The organism is Nonomuraea angiospora, from assembly GCF_014873145.1.
Taxonomy (GTDB): Bacteria; Actinomycetota; Actinomycetes; order Streptosporangiales; family Streptosporangiaceae; genus Nonomuraea; species Nonomuraea angiospora.
The window spans coordinates 5421622-5443671 of the sequence record NZ_JADBEK010000001.1 but is presented as its reverse complement, the minus strand read 5'-3'; the positions used below and the strand labels follow the sequence as shown (position 1 = coordinate 5443671).

Annotated in this window: 13 protein-coding genes and 3 pseudogenes; 5 read left to right on the top strand and 11 right to left on the bottom strand. The window is 64.3% G+C overall.

Annotation, left to right across the window (positions count from 1 at the left end; genetic code table 11):
- Positions 1–23: 23 nt before the first annotated feature.
- The 3 genes and pseudogenes from H4W80_RS24620 to H4W80_RS24605 all read right to left on the bottom strand — a co-directional run bounded on the left by H4W80_RS24620 (position 24) and on the right by H4W80_RS24605 (position 10606).
- Complete coding sequence (locus tag H4W80_RS24620) at positions 24–7436, bottom strand: RHS repeat-associated core domain-containing protein (RefSeq protein WP_192787262.1); 7413 nt, start codon at positions 7434–7436, stop codon at positions 24–26.
- 1027 nt (positions 7437–8463) lie between these two features.
- Positions 8464–9971: pseudogene (locus tag H4W80_RS24610) on the bottom strand (ISKra4 family transposase).
- A 71-nt stretch (positions 9972–10042) separates the two neighbouring features.
- The gene (locus tag H4W80_RS24605; protein ID WP_192787260.1) at positions 10043–10606 is read right to left on the bottom strand and encodes a hypothetical protein; all 564 of its coding nucleotides are present in this window, start codon (positions 10604–10606) and stop codon (positions 10043–10045) included.
- Positions 10607–10725: 119 nt separating this feature from the next.
- Here H4W80_RS24605 and H4W80_RS24600 point away from each other — a divergent pair, with 119 nt between their 5' ends.
- Complete coding sequence (locus tag H4W80_RS24600; RefSeq protein WP_192787259.1) at positions 10726–11343, top strand: hypothetical protein; 618 nt, start codon at positions 10726–10728, stop codon at positions 11341–11343.
- A gap of 716 nt (positions 11344–12059) precedes the next feature.
- Positions 12060–12854 carry a hypothetical protein gene (locus H4W80_RS24595; protein ID WP_192787258.1) on the top strand — a complete coding sequence of 265 codons (795 nt, stop codon included), beginning with the start codon at positions 12060–12062 and terminating at the stop codon, positions 12852–12854.
- A 109-nt stretch (positions 12855–12963) separates the two neighbouring features.
- On the opposite strand, the pseudogene H4W80_RS64625 reads toward H4W80_RS24595, so the two are convergent.
- The 5 genes and pseudogenes from H4W80_RS64625 to H4W80_RS24570 all read right to left on the bottom strand — a co-directional run.
- A pseudogene (locus H4W80_RS64625) lies at positions 12964–13254 on the bottom strand (integrase core domain-containing protein); the annotation flags it as partial.
- 399 nt (positions 13255–13653) lie between these two features.
- Positions 13654–13917: pseudogene (locus H4W80_RS24585) on the bottom strand (transposase); the annotation flags it as partial.
- A 244-nt stretch (positions 13918–14161) separates the two neighbouring features.
- Positions 14162–15331 carry an ADP-ribosylglycohydrolase family protein gene (locus H4W80_RS24580; protein ID WP_192787257.1) on the bottom strand — a complete coding sequence of 390 codons (1170 nt, stop codon included), beginning with the start codon at positions 15329–15331 and terminating at the stop codon, positions 14162–14164.
- A 490-nt stretch (positions 15332–15821) separates the two neighbouring features.
- Positions 15822–16328, bottom strand: coding sequence for a hypothetical protein (locus H4W80_RS24575; RefSeq protein WP_192787256.1), 507 nt, complete (start codon positions 16326–16328; stop codon positions 15822–15824).
- Positions 16329–16540: 212 nt separating this feature from the next.
- Positions 16541–17893, bottom strand: coding sequence for a hypothetical protein (locus tag H4W80_RS24570; protein WP_192787255.1), 1353 nt, complete (start codon positions 17891–17893; stop codon positions 16541–16543).
- A 180-nt stretch (positions 17894–18073) separates the two neighbouring features.
- On the opposite strand from H4W80_RS24570, the gene H4W80_RS24565 reads away from it, so the two are divergent.
- Entirely contained in the window at positions 18074–18265 is a 192-nt protein-coding gene (locus H4W80_RS24565; protein ID WP_192787254.1) for a helix-turn-helix domain-containing protein, read from the top strand.
- 403 nt (positions 18266–18668) lie between these two features.
- Here H4W80_RS24565 and H4W80_RS24560 read toward each other — a convergent pair whose 3' ends face one another.
- Entirely contained in the window at positions 18669–18878 is a 210-nt protein-coding gene (locus H4W80_RS24560; protein WP_192787253.1) for a DUF397 domain-containing protein, read from the bottom strand.
- 116 nt (positions 18879–18994) lie between these two features.
- On the bottom strand, positions 18995–19861 hold the full coding sequence (locus tag H4W80_RS24555) for a helix-turn-helix domain-containing protein (RefSeq protein WP_318787037.1): 867 nt from the start codon (positions 19859–19861) through the stop codon (positions 18995–18997).
- 449 nt (positions 19862–20310) lie between these two features.
- Between H4W80_RS24555 and H4W80_RS24550 the strand changes: the two genes are divergently transcribed.
- Complete coding sequence (locus H4W80_RS24550) at positions 20311–20628, top strand: hypothetical protein (protein WP_192787251.1); 318 nt, start codon at positions 20311–20313, stop codon at positions 20626–20628.
- Here the strand turns inward: H4W80_RS24550 and H4W80_RS24545 are convergent, their stop codons facing one another.
- Positions 20629–20943, bottom strand: a complete 315-nt coding sequence (locus H4W80_RS24545; protein WP_192787250.1) for a hypothetical protein — start codon at positions 20941–20943, stop codon at positions 20629–20631. It abuts the gene before it with no gap.
- A gap of 91 nt (positions 20944–21034) precedes the next feature.
- Here H4W80_RS24545 and H4W80_RS24540 point away from each other — a divergent pair, with 91 nt between their 5' ends.
- A complete protein-coding gene (locus tag H4W80_RS24540; RefSeq protein WP_192787249.1) occupies positions 21035–21955 on the top strand; it encodes a hypothetical protein in 921 nt (306 codons plus the stop codon).
- Positions 21956–22050 lie beyond the last annotated feature (95 nt).

Genomic DNA, 22050 nt, shown 5'->3' with positions numbered 1-22050 from the left:
CTTTCGGGTCCTTCTCAGAGGCACTAGTTGGCCACCGCCCCTCCAGGCCCTAGGACTGACTTAACCCAAGTGCGGTAGTGCATATAGTCTTTCGCATATCTCTGCGCTTCGTTTGACCGCCAGTGGCTTGGCCCTCCATTGTAGTGCGCAACGATATACTGTTCTTCCGCGTCACCCCAACGCCTAGGGCTTTGATGGACGTCGGAGATGTACTTTGCGACGATGAACAGGTTAGCTGCCGGGTTTTGCAGGAGCGCCATAATCTGCTCTGCCTGTCTGGTGGTGACACCCTTAGTGTACCCAAGCACGTAAGCCGCCACTCGAAGCTGCATCTGGACGGGACCGAACGATGTCTTCAAGGCTTCGTCCAAGCCTCCTGTCGCGAATTTTTCGATGTATCCGGCTTCGTCAAAGAAGGTCGGGTCTCCGCCAACTTCGTTATAGGCTATACCACCAAGAAGATGGTTGGGGATTTTAAAGTACGCGGCTGCGGCATTGATGACGTCCCTATAGGCTTGCACCCATCTCTTTTTGAAGTCGTTCACGTATCGTTTCGCCGCCTCCTTGTTCTTCTTAACTTTTAGAAGATAGGCATAATTGGCGGCCATGTCATCCGTCCACGCCGGACCCTTCACCTTAGCCCATTGGCGTGCGAACTCTTCCGCCGCTCGATGCATTGCCGTTTCATTGTCGTGGCTCGGCGGACCCTCTGCGCAGGTGATATAGCAGCCGTCAGGGTGCGTCGGATACTGATTGTGGTAAGCGGCCGTCACGGCCCACATGATCTCAAGAGATTTATCGCTGAGACTGGGGTCATATTTCTCCATGAAGTCGAGCTGGGCTTCCCAGCTGGCGTCCCAGAAGTCGATGACCAGCTCGTCCGCCCTCTTCGGCACCGGCCGACCGTTAGGCATGACTTTTCGGCCGAGCCTTTCGATTTCGTCCTGCCCAAGCCAGAATTTCTTTTCGTTCTCCAGCTCGATCATCCGGGCCCAGGTGGGATCGACAGTGGCGCTGCCACAGGACTGGATGTCGCACGCAGTGGCCCCGCCTCCGATGTCTTCTCGGGATCCGCAGCCGCCGATGCACTGTCCGCCTCCCGAAGATCCGGAGCTGTTGTAGCTACCGGCTGGGATGGTGGTGTAGCCGCTCGATCCGGAGCCGCCGTAGCCGGTCCCACTGAGCGAGCCGCTGTCGATGGTGTAGTGGCCGGTGGGGTCGGTGCCGGTCAGGGGTGAGGCGTTGGCGTAGGTGTAGCGGTTGGCCTGCACGGACCGGTTCGGGTCCAGGGTGGCGGTGTCGCGGCTGGTGAAGGTGCCAGTGCCGGGCTGGTACCAGCGGGCGTGCATGTTGACCTTGCCGGTGTCCGGGTCGGTGTACTCGCCCTGGTAGCCGAGATTGGTCTTGGTGCCGGTCTGGGCGGTGACGGTGCCGAACGGGTCGTAGGAGGCCGAGGACTGCAGGCTGGTAGTAAAGGTGGCCACCAGATCGCCATGCAGGTCGCTCAGTGCGGCCACCGCGGCGCCGGTGCCCTCCTTGAGGCCGAGCAGGCCGCCGCCGAGGTCGCGGGCGTACTTTGCCTGGACGGCACCGCCGCTGTCGGTGATGGCGGCCAGGTCGTTGCCGAGTCCGGAGTAGGCGAAGGTCTGCTTGGCGGTACCGCGGATCCGGCTGGTCATCCGGTCCGTGGCATCGTAACTGTAGAGGCTGTCGCCGTCGACGATGAGCCGGTCGAAGGCGTCGAAGGTGTAGGTGGTGGTGGCGCTGGCCTTCGTGCTGGTGGCCAGGGTGCCGCGCGGGGTGTAGGTGTAGCCGGTGCCGTCGCCGTTGGTGAGGCGGTTGCGCTCGTCGTAGCTGAACGTCGCATTGCCAGCCTTGGTGCGGTTGCCGGCGGCGTCCCATTCGTAGCTGGTGGTGGTGCCGCCGGGGGCGGTCCAGGAGGTGAGGCGGCCGGCGTGGTCGTAGCCGTAGGTGTTGGTGCCCGCGCCGGCGGTGCCTGCGGTGGTCTTGGTGGTGAGGTTGTCGTCCTTGTCCCACTCGTAGGTGATCTTGGCGAGCTGGGTGCCAGAGCCGTTCTGCAGTGTCTGGCTCTTGACCTGGTTTGTGCTGTAGTAGTCGATGGTCTGGGTGCTGGCCGTGCCGGTGGCGGTGATGGTCTTCAACCGGCTGGCCGCGTCATAGCCGTAGGTGAGGGTGCGGTTGGTGACCGGGTCGGTGGCGGTCTTGAGGCGGTTGGCGGTGTCGTAGGTGAAGGTGGCGGTGCCAGCCGCGTCGATGCGCTGGGTGGGGCTTCCCACCCCGTCGTAGGCATAGGCGGTCTCCTGGGCAGTGCCGCGGGAGACCTTCAAGGGCAGGCCGCGGTCGTTGTAGTCGACCGTCAGGTCACCGGCGGTGGTGCGGCGGCCGGCCAGGTCGTAGCCGAACGTGCGCTCGGCTGTGGCGGCGCCGCCGCCTGCGCCGCTCTCCTTGGTGAGTCGGCCCAGGCGGTCGAAGGTGCGGTCGATGCGTACCCCGCCTGGCTGGATGGTGGCCTTCGGGTTTCCGGCCTCGTCGTAGATGTGGGTCCAGGTGCGGTCTGCCGTGTTCGGGTGCGCCGTTGTGAAGGGCTCGGTCACCGTTTCCGCCAAACCGAGGCTGTTGTAGCTGGTCCAGGTGGCGTTGCCTCGCCCATCGGTGATGCGGGTGCGGGCTCCGGTGGCATCGTAGCCGTAACTGGTGGTGATCGACTGGCTGGCCGAGACCGGCTCGATAAGCGAGGTCAGGCGACCCAACGCGTCGAAGGTCTGCCGGATGACGTGGCCCTCCGGAGAGGTGGCGCTGGTCTGGTTGCCCGCCAGGTCGTAGCCGTATCCGTAGGTACGCAGCGTCTCGGCGCCGGTATCGGTTACGTGCAGGTCCTTGACCGTGACCTTGCGGCCGGCCAGGTCATACTCGGCGACGCTGGCGTTGTTGTTCGCATCGATCGTCTTGACCGGGCGCCCGGCCAAGTCGTACTCGGTGGTCACGTTGCCTGCCGGGTCGGTGACGGTCTCGACCTCGCCGGCCGCGTTGAGGGTGAAGCTGGTGGACTTGGTGCCTGTCCCGGAACCGGGCACGGTCTGCTTGACCAGCCGGCCAGCGTCGTCGTACTCCATCTTGGTGGTGTAGGCGGCGCTGGCGGGTTTGCGCTCGATCTGGGTGGCGGTGATCTGCCGGCCCAGGTCGTCGTAGGTGGCCTGGGTACGAGCGCCGGTCGGATCGACGGTGGCCAGTTTCTCACCGGCCATGTCGTACTCGCTCACCCTGGTGCCAGGGGTCTGGCCGTCGGCGGGGGCGGGGTTGGTGACGCGGACCTGCCGGCCGAGCTGGTCGTAGTCGTAGGTGGTGACGTTGTCGAGCGGGTCGGTGGTGCTGATGAGCTGTCCGGCCTTGTCGTAGGCGTGCTCGACGGTCGAGGTGATCGGGTTGCCGCCGGGCGGCGTGTAGGCGGGCGCGGTGACGCTGGTCACCCGGCCGGCCTTGTCGAAGGTCGAGGTAAAGGTGCGGTTCTCGGCGTCGCGCTGGTGCGTGGTGTTGCCTACCGTGTCATAGCCGACCAGGGCGGTCGGGCGGGCCGGGGCGGCGGCGCCGTTCCTGTCCACCTGCACCTGCGGCGCCTTGGTCTCCACCAGCCGGTCCAGGATGTCGTAGCGCATCGTGGTGGTGTAGTCGGTGGCGTTGGCGCCATCGCCGTTGCCGCGCGGGTCCGTGGTGGCGACGGGCAGGCCGCGATCGTCGTATTCGGTGGTGGAGACGAGGTCCTGGGCGCCGTTTTCGACGGTCTGCCGGGTCTGCTGGTTCAGCTTGTTGTAGAGGTAGCTGGTGGTTTCGGTGCGGTCGCTGTCGGCGGCCGTGCGGGTGGTCTTGGTGACGTTGCCGTTGGCGTCATAGCCGAACTTGGTGACGCGTTCCAGCCCGTCCGGGTTCTCATTCGAGCGCGGGTCCAGCACCTGGTCGGTGAGTCGGCTGGCCTTGTCGTATACGAAGATCGTGGCGAGCTCGTGGCCGTTGGCCTGCTTGCCGCCGATCTGTGCGGTCAGGTTGCCGGCCGCGTCATACTCCTCGGCCTTGACCAGCACATCCCGCGGTGTGGCGGCGGGGTCGTTCAACCTGGCCTTGACGGCGATCTGTTCCTTGAGCCGGTTGTCCATCCAATAGTTGTTCTTGGACGTGCGGCCCATTGCGTTGTTCAAGACGCTATCCAGCCGCCCGCCCGCGTCATAGCTGCGGGTCTCCAGCAGCACGTCCTTGGCCGGCTGCGGGTTGACCGGGCTGCCGGTCCAGCCCTTCAGCGTGCGCGTGTACAGCTCGCCGCGTACGGTGTAGGCCTGCTCGATGACCGTACCGCGGGCGTCGGTGGTGCGGATGACCTGGCCGCGGTGGTTCCAGTCCTGCTTGGCGATGCCGCCTTCGGGGTTGGTGACGGAGTCCTGGCGGCCGTGCGTGTCGTAGGTGACCGTTGTGGTGCGCTCCGGGTCGCCGCCGGTCAGGTCGGCGATCGTCTGCGTCAGCGGGTTACCGTCCGGGTCGTAGGTGGTGCGGGTCTGCGCCGTGTGGGTGACGCCGCTGATCTCGTTCTTCACCCCGGGAGCGGTGCTCGTGGTCAGGCGGTTCCAGCCGTCGTAGGCGAAGGTGGTCTTCGCTCCGTCCGGCGCTGCCTCCGAGATGCGGGTGCTGGCCGCCATGCGGCCTAGCACGTCGTAGTCCAGCTTGGTGACCAAACCTTCGGGGGCGGTCTGCTCGGCCAGGTCCCCGGCCGCGGTGTAGCGGTACTGCCAGATGCTGCCGCGGGCGTCGGTCTTGCTCTTCGTCAGACCGGCCGGGGTGGTGCCGCCGCCGACCGCCGGTTCGCTGCCGTCGGTGTAGGCGATGCTCTCCGAGCGGCCCTGCGGGAAGTCGTTCGTGGCCGGGGTGGTCACCTTGGTTTGCTCGCCGAAGTTGTTGTACTCGGTGGTGGTGGCGTAGGCAGGGTCGGTGTCGCTCGCCGACCGGCCGTCCCGATAGGCGGTCACTTGGTCGTTGCGTGGGTCGAACGGGTCGTTCTCGTTGAGGTAGTAGGTCCAGTACTCGATCGCGCACTCGTTCGGTGCCCGGCAGTACTTCCGGCCCAGGGTGTTGCCGCGCTTGTCCTGGTAGATGTCGTTGGCGATGTTGTTGCGGTCGATCACTTTGGTGAGGAAGCCCGCCTGGTCGTACTCGTACCAGGTGGTGAAGTTGCGCTGGTCCGTCACCCCCCGGATGCGGTAGCCGCGCCAGGCGTCATACAGGTAGACCAGCGGTTTGTTGTCCGGGTCGGTCACCGTCACCTGCGCTTCACCGGACTGCTGCTCGATCCCGACAGTGCCGATCTTCCAGGTGCCGCCGTCAGCGTCGGTGTGCGTGGCGATCCGGTCAGTCTTGTCATCGTAGGTGTTGACCGCGTGCACCCTGCCGGACGGCAGCGTCACCTTGGCCAGCTTGTGCGAGGCGCCGGTACGAGCCGCGTAGTGTCGCTGCACCTCGGGCGCGGTCAGAGGGCGGTCGTAGATTGCGACCTCGTCCACCAGGCCAGCCAGCCCGCCGATCGTGGTGACGTACCGGTTCTCGGTGCCGGAAATGGTTCCAGTAAGTGTGCCGACGACCGCGCCGTCCAGATACAGGGTCTGCAGGTTGTCGGCGACGGTGAGCACCGCGTGGTGCCAGGCGCCGTCGTTGACCGGCGCCGCGGACGTGATCGGGGTGGCGGTCGGCTGGTAGGAACTGCGCAGCTTGCCGTCGGTGCCGACCCCGAACACCTCCTCCTTGGTAGCGCCGGGGGCGGTGCGCAGCGACATGACAGTGCCGCCGGAGCTGGTCTTGAACCAGGCCTCCATGGTCGCGTACTTGCCGATCTTCGGCACGATCCCATCCTTGGGCCGCACCCCGGTGCTGGTGGTCAGCTCGACCGCGCCGTCCGTCGTGCCCGCCAGCGCGCCCGGCTGGGCGCGCTTGGCGGTGCTGTCGTAGGTGGCATCTCCCGCGCCCCAGCCCAGGTCGATCGCGTTGCCGCTGGCCTCGCCGAGCCGCCAGTAGCCGAACGGGTCCGAATCCAGCACGCTGCTGCGATACAGCGACCCGCCCCCGTACTCGTACGTGGTGCAGTTCGGTGCCGCCACCGGCGCGCACACCTGCGTCAACCGGCCCTGATCGTAGCCGTAGGTCCAGGTCAGCGCCTTGCCATCGACCGGGTCGCTGGACACCGTCGCGACCTGGTTGCCCTGCCAGGTGAACGTCACCGACCGGCCCCCGACCCCGATCACCTTCGACAGCTTCCCGCCCGAGTCGTAGGTCAGCTCGCTGCTGCGTCCCCGCTGGTCAGTCATCTTCGTCAGCCGCCCGGCGGCGTCGAACAGGAAGATGGCGTTGGTCTTGTCCCTCAACCGCCAACCGCCGCTTTCCTCGGCCAGCGTCGCGTACATGCCGGGCGGCGGCTGGAACGTCCCGTCCCCGTTCGAGGCGAACCTCACCTGCCGCCCATCCGGATAGGTGACCAGCGCCGAGGTGGAGGCGCCGCGCACCTCCTTGACGACCTTCATGTCCCAGCGCGTCGACCAGCCCGCCCCGAACATGCCGTCCGTACGCGGGTCCATGCTGTTGTAGGTCCGCACCACCGACAGCGGCGGCCCCACCGTGGCCACCTGCAAATCCGTCGACGTGGTGGTGTAGTTACCGGTCTGCTGGTTGAACTCCCGCCCCTCCACCCCGGAGGAGGACAGCTGCGAAGTCACTGCCGGCTGCCGCACACCGGTGAGGAACGTCAACTTCGGCGACGTGGTGGTGGAGTTGTCGTAGGAGTCCTTGACGGTGACCGTCCACCAGTACTGCTTGCCCCAGGCCAGCTTCCCGGCCGCCGGAACGCTCCAGCTGTTGGCGTTACCCGCCACATACGCGCCGGAGCCGGTGCACCCGGTCGTCATGGCCTCGTTGTCGCACAGCTTGAACAAATAGGACAGCTTCGAGGTGCTGGAGTTGTTGCTCAGCCCCCACGCCCGCAAGGCCGGCGTCAGCGAATCGACCAGGTGCCCCTGCGCCGGATACCAATTCGTCAGGGTCGGGACCGCCATGATCGCCTGATCGGCCGCCTCGGCCCGCAACGTCCCTGCCGGCAGCCCGGAATCCTCAGATGAGGTGTCCGCCGCATCCACCGTCCGGTCCTCCAGCGGCACCGCTCCCTTGGGCCGCGTCACCTCCGAGCGCCACCCATCCGAAGGCTTAGCCGCGGCCGGAACCTCGGTCGCGGACACCAACGGCGGCAGCGTCGTTACCGACCCCATCATCTGCTGCGGCACCGCAGGTAAGGCACCAAAGTCAGCCACCGCGCCCACCGTCGGGACAGCCGCGGCCGGCGACGCCTGCAGCACAAGCAGACCCGGCGCTAACCCGGCAAGCGTAAGGATCATCCCAGCCGAACGACGCCATGACGAAACCCGGCGCATACGCCATCACACTCCGAACCACAACGAAGGACACCAACAAAGGCACCAACCGTCGCTCTCCGCCACGGCCCTCAGGGTCGCGCGGCTCGGAGCTGATCACATTCCGACGATCAACGTAAGAAAATCCGACGTTCCCGGCAAGACGTGCGATCATCACAAAACAGATAACAGCCCTTTTCGGTACGTGACGCTCCGCAACCAGATTGAATGCTCCAAGGGCTTTCACATTGGGTGTAACGGTGACGAAAGGGACGCGATGAAGTGTCATACAAGGAATCAGGCGCGGTGGCGGACCCGCCACCGCGCTGCGATTCATCAGCTACACGTACCAGTAGACGGGGTTTGCACTTGCTGCGGTAGCCCTGGTCGGGCACCCCGAAATAGCTGTGAGGCGTTGTGGCAGTTGTAAGTGGTGATGCCCTGGTGCAGGTAAGGCTTGAACACCCATCCCAGCAGGATGCGCCGATGCGTGGCAGAGGCCACCAGTTCCTCCAGGCAGATGGTGCAAGCGTAGCGGCGCACGGTGTAGTGGTTGAGCTCCAGTTCGCGACTGATGCCCCGCGACAAACGGCCGTCAGCCACCAGCCGCTGGACCGCCTCATAACGTGCGATGGTGCCGCTGACCAAGCGGCGCGGGCAGCCGTGCCGTCCTCGCCGGAACCATCGGATCGGCCGACCTCGTCGAGGACGATCTTGATGCAGGCGTGGTGGGCGCGGACGGCGGCGCCGACCGCCTCGAACAGGTTTCTGGTACAGGTCCCCGCAGTCGGCTACGTCCAGCTCCTACGGAGCCCCCGGCCATAGCATCGACATCGGCATGGGCACCGTCGCGCCACACCACCTCGATCTCGGGCTGAGCGGCCACCGAACTTGGGCGTGCGGGCTGGTCAGCCCCGCCCCCTGCTCAGCGAACGTCACCGCCGCGCACTCGAAGTTGGGTGTAGCTCGTGCTCAGTGACCTGAGCGATCAAGCAGTGAGGGCACATCCGTCCTAGTGGCGGGTCTGGTGGACACGCTCGTATTGCCGGGCGAGGTGGTAGCGCCAGTAAGCATCGAGGTGACCGTTGGCGGTCAGCGCGCGGAGTTTCAACACCGCTTCGGCTCCAGTCAGGCCCCAGCGTGCTCCGGCGAGGTCGAATCTGTCGGCGATCAGATGACGGCAGGCGCCTTCGATCACGCCGGTCGCGATCGGCCATCCAGCCTTGAGCGCTTCGTCGTAGCGCAGGTGTTCGGCGTTGTTGCTCACGTAGCGGATGCAGGCGTCGATGCCGTCGCGCGTCGGGCGGGTAACGCGGTGGCTTGGGCGGTCAAAGCGGTGACGACCTGGTCGGTGCGCCCGGCCAGCAGTGCCAAGGCGTGGATGGCGACCCAGTCCTCGGCGGCCGGGGCGGCGGGCGGGTTCAGACTCCAGGCCGCCGCCCATAATTTCTCCAGCACGTGGACGAAGTCGATCAAGATGTGCACGCTGATGTGGTGGCGGGCGGCCTCGGCGTTGATCAGATCCAGTTGGTGGCGGGCTCCGTCGACGAGCACAACCCAGGGACGGGCATGCGCAGGGTCGCGGGCCTCGGCGCGGTCGAAGACCTTGGCGATCACGGCGTCGGGGTCGGTGATGATCGAGCCGCACAGCCACTTGCGCTCCGCGCGTGGTCTGGCCCGCGGCCGGCGCTGCCCGCCGCGTCCGCCGGGGACGGCGATCACATCGTGGGGCCGCCGGGGTGCGGGTTCGGCGTCGTAGACCACCCCGAGGGTGGCTATCCGTTTGCGGGCCGGTTTCTCCCCGGAGGCCAGCCGGGTGCGGAAGGTCGCCCTGGCCCGGGCGGCGGCCTTGGCGGTCGCGGGCCGCAGTGCCTCGGGGCGCATCGCGATGCCCTTGGCGTCCACGCTGAGTGCCAGCACTGTGGACGATGTGCACGGCAGCAGGATCTGCGCGGCGTAGAAGGCATCGACATCGACCGCGGCCTGGGCCACCAGTTGCTCAATCTGCCGTTTGCCGATCACGCTGCCGCAGCGTGCGTTGATCGCCGCGTGCGCGGCGTCGAACGAGCCGCGCACCGTCTCGATGACCGCCAGCTTGGCCAGCCCGGCCGAGTGCCGCCCCGCAGGCAGCGACAACGCCGCGTCCACGGGATAGACGTTGGGAACTCCCGGGGCGCGCCAGGCGCATCGGGTGACGGTCACCGTCCCGACCACCGTGGCCAGCAGGCGGTGATGCCCACCTTCCACCCGCCGGCGCACCACGCCGTCAGTCCCGGCCAGCCCGGTACCGTCGCGGCGGGCGGCCAGGACCGACTGCTGCTCGCGCCACGCCCGCAGATCCAGGTGCGCCTGCAGGAGCTGTCGCAGCAGCTCACGCCCTTGCTCGTGGAGCATCTCCTCCAGCCGATCCTGCGTCAGACTCGCGCTCGCCGGGTCGGTGAGCTGTCCGATCAGACAGTCAAAGGTCTTCTTCGCGGCCACAAAGCAGTCAGCCGTCGTGCCTGTGTCGTACGGTTCCACCACGGACTCTTCCTTCGCGGTTCGGGCAGGTTGGCACCCTCGAACCTGACGGCGGAAGAGCCTCGCCGCAATCACCTGCCCGGTGAGGAGGCGACGCCATCGCGTAACCTGCTGTCGGCCTGCCCAGTCACGTCCCGGGCCACCGGTTCGGTCACCCTGAACAGCCCCGGCCCCTCTTCACGCGCCCCACCACGCTCCACCAGCCGCTTGAGTTTCGAGCGCAGGCCCTCCCGCTTGGCGGCCTCATCCGGCAGTCCCATGGCCACGGCGACCTGCCCCGCCCGCATCGCCCCACCGGCATCGATGAGGATCTCCACCGCATCCTGGTACGCCTGCGGCAGCACCGCGACCTTCATGCCCGGCCGCCACTGCGGCACCGTCACCACCCCCAACGGGGACGACGGCCCATCGGCTGCCACGTCAACGGAGCCGACGCCTGTGGCCTCATCGGGTAGCCGTTCAATCACCTGGACGGCCTCGCCCAGGATCTCCTCCACTGTCTCCCGGGTGATCATCAGCCGCGACACCCGGTCCTCCTCGGCCTCCAGCCGACGGGTCAACTCGGCCATCTGCTCGCGAAGCTCTTCCACCCGCTCACGGGCCGCGTTCTCCCACCGCTCCAACTCCTCCAGCAACGAGCTCATCGCCACCACCGTCTCGCGCGTCTGCTCACACGGTAGACAACGACCACCAGTCCAAACAGCCCAGACCTTATCCGCCCAGCTCAGCCACTCCCTCGGATGGAGCTAAACCCGTGCTCATTGTCCGGCTGGGCGCCCAGCGGAACCTGCACGCCGACAATGGCATCCAACAGCGCATGAACGTACGTCGCCTCATATATTCGACCGCTCTGGCAGCCCCGATTCTGTACGCCGCGGTCAACATGACCGCGCTCCAGTTGATCGCCCATCCGACGGGAGAACTCAATCCCTGGTACGAAGGGCCATGGAATGACATGTTGCTGGAACAGCTGGAGCAGGAGGTCACGCATGCGCGGAATGTGACGCTCGGCATCACCCTGATCCTGGCCGCCGAGGCGGTTCTCATCGCCGTGCTCGACCGGCTGAACCATCGGCCACCCTCCAGGTCCACCGTGCCGACCGGCGTCTGGTTCATCCTGTATGAACTGACTCTGGTCGTGGGGGTGCTGCTCTCTCCCCTGACACGGTTTTGGCTGCTCAACGACGATGGCGATCTAGAGATGATGGCTCCCGAGTGGCATTCTCCCGCGTTGATCGCCATTCCTGTCCTGACTCTTATAGGCCTGATCGCTTGGATGTCCGGCCCGCCGGATGCCGTACCGGGTCCGCGCGATGAGCGGCGAGGAGGTCAGCGTGCCTTGGGAGGGCGGCGCGCAGGCTGGATCCGTTGATGATGAAGGCGGCCGCGGTGCACGAGACCTCCGGCCGATCGCCCCACGTGTCGCCGAAGCCCGTCACCAGCACGGATGCACCTTCACAGCCTGATCAAACCAGTCACTGCAGAAGAGCTACACCCCTCGAAGTTGGCACATTTGTACCGACGCACCGTCAAGGCGGCACCGCCTGCCCGGCGCCCAACGCAATGTCCGGCCAACTGCCGGCGATATCGGCCATGCACGCGAGCAGATACTTGCCCACAACTCAGGCAGTCCTCTTCCTCTACTCGAACCCGAGCGTGCAGCGTGACCACGTTCGGCCTCCGCTCGACTACGTCCACGACAATGCCGGCCAGGTGCGGAGAAAGATCTTCAATGCACGCCGAACATGATCAACCGCTGAACCTCTCTACGTCACAAGATCAGCGTCAGAGCCCAAGTATCCGTACGCACCTCTGCACACTGACGAGTACGCCAACAACAGCTGACACCCCGCGCCAGCCAGCCTGATCATGAGGACGACCTGGCCACCTCGTCGAGGGATACCTTGATCGGACCGAAGATCGAGCACCTGCCCTGCGACCATGACGCCCCCAGTCTGGACCAGCCTCTTCCAAGACCGGTGCCACACCAGAGTCTCCGCCGATCCCGGAGCGGTTCACGTTCCCTATTTCGACTCCTCTTTCGATGGTTTCATCTGATCCGTGTGCCGAAGGTGATCCGACTGCGGCATGATCGTCATCATGAGAAAGACGATCTCGACTTTGGTGGCCTGCAGCGCTCTCCTAGCGGGTGCTGCTCCGGCGCAGGCGGTGATCAAAGATCCCGTCCAAGCACTGAAGGCCGTTCTGGCAACGGGGCATGGCGTGCACTTTACCGAGACGGCCGCGGTGTCAGATGGAGCCAACAAACGGATGAAACACCGGCGCAACGGCTTCTTTGAGTTCAACGCCGAGGGCGGTGTCAAAGCTTTGGACGTCACCACCACCGAAGGTGAGTACGGGCGCGAACGCGTCATCGGTTTCAATCACAACGAAGGCGGCACCAGCTACCGGTCCGGAGGCCTTGTAGGGAAACGATTGCAGAAGGGTAAGACCTGGCTGAAACATTCTCACCAGGGGTACCTGTGGCACACTAGATTGCTCGGTGACGACGAGCAGCTCATCAACCCGACCGAGCCCGCGACCCTGACCGCACTGCTGAAGAACGGGCGGATAAGCGGGAACACTGTGACGGGTGCGATCACTTTCAAGGAGCTTTGGAAGGTCTCCCGCTGGATGGAGCACTCGGACCGCAGTGGGGGGGAGGCGGACACGCTGATCTCCTACACCCTCACGCTGAACTCGCCCGGTCTGGTCAGCAGGGTGGAGAGCACGTTCGCGTTCGCCAACGGCCCTGACGAACTGGTGGGCACGGTGATTCATGTTGACACTCATTACAGCCGGTGGGGTAGCAAGGTGTCGATCAAGGCGCCAGATCGCCGCAAGACAACTACCGACCTGTGCAGGGAGAATTTTTGCAATTGACGCCTCCCCGGGCTGACGGCGCAAGGGCGCTTCGCTGTAGCTCTGGCGGTACTGCCTGTGGGGCTCAAAAATAGGACGCGGTGTCTGACCTGCCAATTCGCAGGTGGTGTCAGCTGGCCAATGGCCAGCTGACGATCCGGTACTCGTTGATGAGGCCGCCGAGGAGGGCTGCGCGGTGGACTCGTCGGTTGGCAAGGTCGATAGGGGGCGGCGGTTCTGTTTCGGCTGGCGATAGAGACAGTTGTCCTATGCCGCGATGAGGTCGGGCCGTGTTGTAGTGCTCCAGGTAGTGGGTGTGGGTTTGGCGTAGATGGTGCTCATTGAGGATGAGCATGCTGTCCAGGAGTTCGCGGCGTAGCGTGCCGATGAGCCTTTCGCAGTGCCCATTCGCTTTCGGAGCCTTTGGTGGACTCGTTGTCGGTGCCGGTGTTCATCAGGAAGTTACGAGCGCGTACCGCTCGACGCCACACTCTTCGGCTAGCACATCCTGGTGCTGTCGAACGGACCTATATCGCGCCAAAACGCGATCACGACAGCTCTGGCCTGTGGCTTGACGGGGTCCGTTCGACCCTGCAGGCAGGATCGCGTCCTGTGCCCTTGTAGGTTCCCCTCGATGGTGGCCACGGCATCGGCCCTGACTCGTCCGAGTAGTCCATCAACGCCATCGGCGGTCTTCTCGCTTCCTCTGGATCAAGCAAGATCCAGTATCAGCGTGTCCATTAACCAGGGGGAAGCGGCACCGGGGGCTCGCCCCGAAGTGTGGACACGGGTTGTATGCGGCGAGCAGCACCTTATCGGTGGTTTGCTGCTCGTAGTCGATAGGGCTGAGGTAGCCGAGAGTGGAGTGTCTCCTTCGGGTGTTGTAGCGGGTGATCCACTTGAAGACGGCCAGGCGGGCCTCACGCGCCGAGGACCAGCGCTTGGCGCCCTGCAGCGTTTCGCGTTTGAGGGTGGCGTTGAATGCCTCCGCCGCGGCGTTGTCGGAGGTGCCGACGGCTCCCATGGACTGGCGCACGCCGAGCTCGGCGCAGACCTGGGCGAACTCGGCCGAGGTGTACTGCGCTCGCACACCAGATACAGCTTGGAGGACAAGCCTCCCCGGGAGCGACCCAAAGCGTGATCGGCTGGCTCCGTCGCGATCCCGCCCGGCGGCTTAGCCTGACGATCCCCACCCTTGGAGCGCCGGCCGCGTGTGATGCTCCAAGCAAACGGTGGAGTGCGCCACGACTCCCCATTGACCGGCTCGCTTCGGGGCCACCGGCCGGACCCTGGGGCGTGTGGGCCACAGCCCGTGACGTACGAACGGATCAAACGCCCGGGTATTTGGTGAACCATGCCTCGCAGTTGGCCGCGGCGCCGCCGTCCGTCATCTGGGTCGCGAAGTCATCGGCCAGTTCCGTGATGGTGGCCCGCCCTTCGAGCCGGACCAGCCACTCCCCCGGCAGGACGGCGTCCCCGTAATGGGCGCCCAGGAGGTTGCCGCACATCGCGCCCGTGGAGGCGCTGTCACCGGAGTGGTTGACCGCCAGCAGCAACGCCTGCTGGAACGACGTGATCCCCGGGTACGCGCCGAGCCCGGCCCCACGATGACCGGCGGGAGCCTGCACCACCAGGGCACAGTAGACCGCGATGGCCAGCGCCTCCTCGGCCACCCACCCGCCGCCCAGCGTCTCGACCCGCTCGGGCGAAGGCTGTCCGCGATCGGCGAGCGCGACTGCCGCGCGCAGGGCCCGCGAGGTCTCCTCGTGCCCGGCGCACGTGGCGAGGCGGCCCAGCGCTCCTTCCACCGCCTCGCGCAGGCCGGCACCGTGCACCAGTGAATGGATCAGCATCGCGAACGCCCCCGCCGCGAGGTAGGCGGTCGGATGGCCGTGCGTGATCCGCGCGCACTCCGCCGCCAACGCGAAGACCGCGCGAGCCGGCCAGTCCAACAGCCCGAACGGCGCGGACCGCATGACCGCGCCGCACCCCTTGGACCCGGGATTGACCGGCCCGGCCCGGCCCTCCACCGCGAACTCGTCGAACTCAAGGGGCTCCCAGACATCGCACCGCAACCCGGACAGGCAGGCCGAGCCAGGGGAACGACGGCTGTACAGCCACCGCTGCTCCCGGAGCCATCCGTTACGGACATGATCGTCTCTCGCGGGTGGCGGGGCGGCGTGCTCCTGGGTGTCCAGCCACCGCAAGTAGGCGTGCCGTATCACGGTGGGCACGTGGCAGATGCCCCTGTGCGTGCCGCGGATGTCCGCGCGCATCAGCCCTTCCATGGTGAAGAGCGTCAACTGTGTGTCGTCGGTCACCCGTCCACCGCCCTCAGCGGCGAACCCGGTGAGGCCCGAATCGCCGTGCCGTGCCCTGATCGCAGCTATGGAGTCGAACTCGACCTGCGCCCCGAGCGCGTCACCGATCGCCCCCGCCAGCACGCAGCCTCTGACCCGCCCGCGATACACGCTCAGCGTCTCCGGGGAGAGCTCCATGACCGTCTCCCATTCGTCAAACGAACCCTCACCGAGGGTAGGACGCGATCCCCACATGCGCACTTGCCGTCACGTATTGCGTATGAACTGCTACACACACGCGATCACTTCCTCCAGCATCGCTATTCTTCGCTGCGGACAATGGAGGACACCCTTCCTATGATCATTCGCCTTCGCTAGCGTGGCCACACGCGCCCCACCCGTCTCAACGAAGCGCCTCTCGAGGACTCTGGCCTGATCCCGCTGACGGTCGCGGAGGTCAAGCGCCTGTTCAACGCTGTCACCGGCCCCACACACCCGCCCTGGAACAGGCTGCTCTCTGGCCAGCCCGGCGACGCAGCCATCAAGTACGCGCCCGCTGGTTCCATCACCGAGCCCGCCTAACCGCCGCATATATCCAGCTCATCCAACGAATCGCGGCTGCCGTAGTGGGTGATAGCAGTGCACTTCAGCCAGGTATCCCCGCACCCGAGTATTCGGATAGCCCCAGTCACTGAGACGCGCTATAGGACGGGCCTTCCTGGGTCTGGGACGGCCGATCAGCCCACAGATCCTCTCGCATAGCTCGACTCAGAGCACGAGACCTACCTGCCCCGTCAAGCCGTCGTCCCTCTAACGCGGCGGCGATCCTCGCTTCGGTCGTCCTCAGGTGCTCGATACCAGCTTTGAGAACCCCACGGCTGCAAAGGATGAACATGGGGTCGATAGCGTGTCGCCATTCCGCCTCAGCAACGGCAATACGATCGACCGCCTCCGCCGTCCGATCGGTCGACCTCTCAAGAACCCGGATAAGCGAGTTCCACGCCCTCCAATAGTCCGCGTACGTCTCCCGCCGCTCCTGGCGCAGCTGCCGTTCTTGCTCGATATGGCTATTTTGTTCAGCCGCTCGTGCCTGCCATTTCTGATTGAGCACCGCAGTGACCAAGCCGATCACCCCGCCGATCGCCACGCCGCCGAGCGCTCCAGCAAGAGCGAACCATCCATTTACATCCACCATCCGACCTCCCAAACGTGTGTTACTTCAGCTTGCCATTCTCGTTGCTTGGGCACAGCCGAATGGATGACGCGGGGAGTTTTGCCTCTATTTGGAGGATAAGCGGGCATTTCATCGGATCTGAGGGAAATGGATCAGCTCGCCGGATGGCCGTTGGAATGTTTTCGGCGAAAGGATCAAGAGTCGGCTACAGATTTCCGGTGTCCGGATCCCAGTCACTTGTCGACTACCGCGTGCCCGGCGAGGACGGTTAAAACTGCGCGGCGCATGATCTTTTCCGCATCGTTGAGCACGCCTGGCATGGAGTCCGTCGGTGTGCCATCCAGTAGGCGAAGATTCAGGTAGGGCCGGTCGTCACCGTGCATCTCAGCGTTGCGGGCCTGATACATGGTCCTCATGAACGTTTGGATCTGATCGGCGTCAGCCTTCAACTCTAGATCCCCGGCGAGTAGAGTCGCCGCAGCCACAGCGATCTTGTCCCCTTTAGTGCCTCGAAGTAGGTTTGCGCGCTTGATGAACAGAGCCTCGGCGGACATCATCAGGTCGATAAGGCGGTCGGCCTCGACACGGCGTGATCCGGCAAAGACGAGCCGCCGGATGGCGATCTGAAGCGAGCGGTCGGCGTGAACGCCAGGCAGGCTCAGCGCCGTATATGTGGCGCGGAAGGCGTTCAGCGCGTCGGTCAGCAGGTAGGTCGGCCGGTCGTTGTCCGCACCGTCGAACGCGCTCAACATCGCCGATACGCCTTGGACGATCGGGAACTCGTCGTCTGCCTGGGCGAACATACTGCGCGTAACCACGACGGATCCGCCGCACACGATGCGCAGCGCCGTGATCAGCGTGTTGGCCGGCTCGTACAAGGTTGGGAAGGCGGGCGGTTGGGGCGCCGCGATTGGGCCACCGTCGGCAACCGGATAGGAGCGCGCCGTCACGAGCGCCCACTGATCGAAACGCGAGACGCGGGCACCGTTGACGCTGCCGCCCGACATGCGCGGCACCGCGAGGTGGTCTATCGCGGCACTCATCTGGGTGTCGCTCATGCGCTGCAGGACGAGCCCGTCAGGCAGCAGCACGGAGATCTCCGTCGACTCGAAGCCGTTGAGCGGAAGGAACTCAACCATGTGGACCTGCTCTGCGCCGAACCCCCGCTCGAAGCGGTCATAGAAGCGATCGAAGACTGCTTCGTCGAAGCCGTACATACCGGTGGCCAAGACCATCGGCTGGACAATGTGCTCGATCAGTAGCCAGTCGAAGTTCCTTCTGTGCCGACTGAACTCCGTTCCGATCAATGTGTCGACGCGAGCGCCTAGCACCGAATCCGCGTTGTACGCCTGTCTTACCGCGGTCATCTCGGGAAACTTCTCCAGCCATCCCACTATGGGTACGTCGGCCGGCATCAACCATGCGCGCGACTGGAGACCAACGAAGTTCTCCTGGCCATACCGCCACCACCGTCGGATGTCGATCACCCGACCGATGCGCGGTTGCCCCTCCAGCCCCGCAAGATGATCCAGCACCGACCGAACCAGCACCGCGACCGCCGTCCGCCGCTCAAACTGCTCATCCACGGGCACCTCGGTTTCCAACCTCCGCACTGCCGCCACGCCAGCCCAACAGGATCTCAGATCGAGGCACATCACCGCGAGTGACTTACCGCCCGTCACAAGCTGGGAATTGTCCGATGCGTGTGGGCTTGACCCGGTTTGACGGACATCCGAGATCAGGGGTTCGTCCCCGGAAGGATGTCGATGATGGAGAATATGGGGAAGAAGAAGCCGCGTCCTCGCCGCTCGTTCACTCCGGAGTTCAAGGCCGAGATCGTTGAGCTGTGCCGACGTGGTGACCGCTCGGTCGGGCAGGTGGCCCAGGAGTTCGATCTGTCCGAAACGGCGGTGCGGCAGTCCAGGCCGAGGTCGATGCCGGGCAGCGGGACGGGCTGACCAGCAGCGAACGCCAGGAACTGGAGGCGTTGCGGCGCGAGAATCGGCGACGGCTTTCTTCGTGAGGGAGACCCGGTGAGCATGGATCCGCAGTACCAGGATCTCTACGTCCTTGGACGCCTGTGATCAGGCGAGCAGCGCGATCCAGCCGAATGCCTGTAAGACGATCAAGTACAGCAGCCGCAGAGCCATCCTTCGATCCCGCCGGAGCCGAGCCATTGAGCAGAGCAAAACCCAGATCAACCCCGTGACACAATACTCGGCACCTACAAATCAGCGGGTCAGTCGTCCGGTCACTGAGCAGCGGTCTCGGCTCCGTACAACACTCTCCACGATTAAACGGCGAGGGCCACTTCACACATCTCGGAGGGTGACGTTTCAAACTCCGTGAGTGTCACACACCCTACGGCCAGTCAAACTCACCTCTTCGCGCACCTGCGATAAAAGCAACCCAGTCTGAGCGGCTGAACTCAAGGACCGCTCCATCGGGCGAGTTGGAGTCTCGTACGTAAGCTGATTCCGAGCCGAACGCGACCTCCACGCACTCGCCCGTCGTACTCATAGAGCTCTTTCGCCAGATCAGCTCAGGCGGGTCGCCGGGCTCCTGAGTCATCAAGCCATCCTCCCCACGTCGGTATGAGAATAGCCTGGAGGATCAAGATCGTACAGAGCAGCCACGGGCACAGCCCTACAAAAGAAGGCGCCCGCTACGGACGAGCCAGATCAGCTTCACTCCATACTTGCGGCTGCCTCAAGGATGAGCGTCAGCGACTCTGCTGGATCCAACGCCTCTCCGAGGATGGCTTCGAAATCGGCACGGACTTCCGAGATGCGCGGATCCTCGCCGGTCAGTGTCTCATGGAGATCGCCATTCTCTCGGTGGAGAAGCTCTCCCAGGCCACTGTCGAACTCCAGCAGGGTAAAAGCGCCGCGCAGCATGCCGACATGAGATCCCGTCTCGAACGGGACTATTCTGATGCTTATGCGCTCGCTTTCCTGCGCCACTCTGGCCATATGTCGAAGCTGGGTCGGCATTATTGCACGATCTCGGCTTATCCCAACACGTCTGCGAATGACCGCTTCGTCGAGCACAAATATTTCATATGGCGGGATCGGACGCTGTCTCAGCGTCTGCTGACGCATCATGCGAAGCTTTACGAGCTGTTTGAGCGCATCGGCATCCATGGCAGCATGCGCCAGAGTCTCGGCATAGTCCTCCGTCTGGAGCAACCCGGGGACGGCCAACGGCTGAAACTGCCTGATGACGGATGCACCGGCCTCGAACCCGACATAGGCCAGATAGGCGTCACTGACATCGTTTTTGAAACTGCTCCACCATGCTTTGGAGCGTGCCTCTCTATTCAGGAGGCGAAGCTCCTCCATGAGGGCAGGATCCGTGACTCCATAGAGTTGCCCCAGCGCGTCAAGGTCGACTTTCGATATCCCTGTTCGCCCCCCTTCTATTCTGATCAGCTTTGATGTATGCCACTCCAACCTCCTGGCGACCTCTTCCTGAGTTAACCCACTCTGCCTTCGCAGCTCCGTAAGCCTTCTCCGGAGAAGCGCTCCCTGGACGACAGGACCGCGTTGATCCACAGCACTACACCTCACCTTCAGTAACCGGCCCGCGCCTCTCGCGCTTCCATGACGAGCTACGGCGAGCGTCTCACGCTACCTCAACCACGTGAGACTCCCACGGCCGCCGCAGGAGCCAATCACCCTACGAGCTGGAGGATCAGCTGCACACGGCACGCAGGGGCCCTGGGTTGGCGGGTTGCGTGGCGTTTCTTTGCCTTCTGCTAGGATATGCCATGCAAGCTAGCAGTTTGCTACCTTGCATGAAGAGATGAGCTGACGGAGCGTGATGCACGGCTGAGTGCCTGAAATTTTTGCCCGCGAGGCAGTCGGACGCGCTTCACGGGCAAGCACCAGAGATTGGAGGAGGTCGCCGCTACTGGAGATACGCTGCGCCACACACTCTGGGCAACCAGGACGAGGGTTATGCCGGTCGGGGAGGGAATGTGTCCGGAGTCCAGTGGGGCCGAATGGCGGAGACCGATCTCGCGGAAATCGGAAAAACGCCGGTCATTCGCCGGATCATGAAGACGGCGGAAGAGGCACTCCTCTTTCCTCCGCGCGCGGGATCCCCTGATGAGGGGTGGGTCAGCGGCCACGAAGGCAGCCTTGCCTGGCGTCGCGCAATTCCGCTTTCAGAAGAGGCCGACGACTGTGACGAGGCAACCGATCACTACTTCGTATATCGGGCGTCCACCGATCAGGAGTACCGCGAAGCAAAAAAACCCATAGCCGTCACCGTGGTGCGCGTGCTGCCCATTTCAGAGTTGATGTCGGTCAGAGCCTAGTCACGGCCAGTCGATACCCAGCCGGCGCGCCAGATCTTCGGTCAGTCGGCCCCTCTCTTCCTTCGCTCCACCGGAAGAATCAGACTCCTCCGCCTCAATGCCTTCCCGCTCCAGATATCGGGCGATCAGCTCGCCTTCGAGTCCTTTATTGAGCAATGGCGAAATGAGGGCAACAAATCTTCCATGGCGAGTAATGATCGCAGGCTTACCAGAATCATTGATCTCCTGGATCACTTCAGCAGTCCTCTGGTTGAGGTCACGCATCTTGTAAATACGGACATCCTCCCGACCCGCCGGTGGCTTCTCAACGCTCATGGGCCATCCTTGTAAATCTGCGTACTACCTTTGTACTACATCTACCCCTTCGCATGCGACCCGACCCCATCAATGCAGACAAGGAATCGTCATGAGCAACCCGGACATCGAACCCCTGGCAGTGACAGCGAATGACGTGTCGCACGCCTCCGACCTGCGGACGGCCGTAAGATGGCTGGCAGGGGCAAGCGGCACTGTCGTCGCCGTCCTACTCGGCGGCGGCGTCCAATTACGAAGCATTGCGATCGTCAGTGATGCCGGCGCCTGGGCCATCACACTGGCCGCACTGGGATTCATGGTCGCCCTGGGCAGCGTCGCATGGATTCTCTACAAAGCAGCCGCTGTACTGGCGGCACCTCGTCGAAGCATCGATGAGCTTGCCGGACTGGATCGCGCAGACAACGGCAACTTCCCCAACCACCGCCTTGAACCGCCGGCGTCAGCACTCATCACCTATATAGCGGTTGACCGCCGCACGGACTTGCTGGGCACGTCAAGAGACGCCATCTGGCAGCTCACCGCAGATCGCACCTTGACACAGAGGGCTTTAACCATCCCAAGCACTGCGGGAGAAAAGATACAAATAGGGACGTACGAGTACAATACAGACGACCCTACAGATAGAGATGCATTAAGCAACATTGCCCTCGACCTCGAAGTTCGCATCCAGCGCGTGATAGACGCTGCCGCGTCCTTCGAGACGCGGCGCCGGTATGGCCGATTGATAAGCGCTATGAAGTGGTCTAGCGCCCCCTTCGCCTTAAGCCTGCTGCTCCTTGTGTGGCTGCCAACGCTTCCGCCCACTCGCATAGCCGTAAAGAATCCAACGAATGTTCGAGTGGTCATGCCACCGGCGGCGAACAATCCGTGCGCGGGAAAGGCGCTGGACGGCGTCGCGGTCGGCGGGACGCTGGATGCTCCTGTGGTGGTGCTTCCATCGCAAGCCGGCTGTCCAGCTAAGAAGCTCACCAATACCGACGAGCTTGTTGTCATACCCCAGGTCTCCAAATAGCAGGCCATGACTGTGGGAACGCCAACGGCCTGGAGTCCCTCCCATGGAAATCGGCGTGAAGGGTGTCAAAACTGGGCCCAAGGCCTTGACCTGCT

What these genes read in the sequence shown, in the direction of transcription:
- H4W80_RS24565 (WP_192787254.1), top strand. Translation starts at nt 18,074, where the DNA reads ATGATGGAGAATATGGGGAAGAAGAAGCCGCGTCCTCGCCGCTCGTTC.
- H4W80_RS24580 (WP_192787257.1), bottom strand. Translation starts at nt 15,331, where the DNA reads ATGGAGCTCTCCCCGGAGACGCTGAGCGTGTATCGCGGGCGGGTCAGA.
- H4W80_RS24545 (WP_192787250.1), bottom strand. Translation starts at nt 20,943, where the DNA reads ATGAGCGTTGAGAAGCCACCGGCGGGTCGGGAGGATGTCCGTATTTAC.
- H4W80_RS24540 (WP_192787249.1), top strand. Translation starts at nt 21,035, where the DNA reads ATGAGCAACCCGGACATCGAACCCCTGGCAGTGACAGCGAATGACGTG.
- H4W80_RS24575 (WP_192787256.1), bottom strand. Translation starts at nt 16,328, where the DNA reads ATGGTGGATGTAAATGGATGGTTCGCTCTTGCTGGAGCGCTCGGCGGC.
- H4W80_RS24550 (WP_192787251.1), top strand. Translation starts at nt 20,311, where the DNA reads ATGGCGGAGACCGATCTCGCGGAAATCGGAAAAACGCCGGTCATTCGC.
- H4W80_RS24595 (WP_192787258.1), top strand. Translation starts at nt 12,060, where the DNA reads ATGATCGTCATCATGAGAAAGACGATCTCGACTTTGGTGGCCTGCAGC.
- H4W80_RS24620 (WP_192787262.1), bottom strand. Translation starts at nt 7,436, where the DNA reads ATGATCCTTACGCTTGCCGGGTTAGCGCCGGGTCTGCTTGTGCTGCAG.
- H4W80_RS24560 (WP_192787253.1), bottom strand. Translation starts at nt 18,878, where the DNA reads ATGACTCAGGAGCCCGGCGACCCGCCTGAGCTGATCTGGCGAAAGAGC.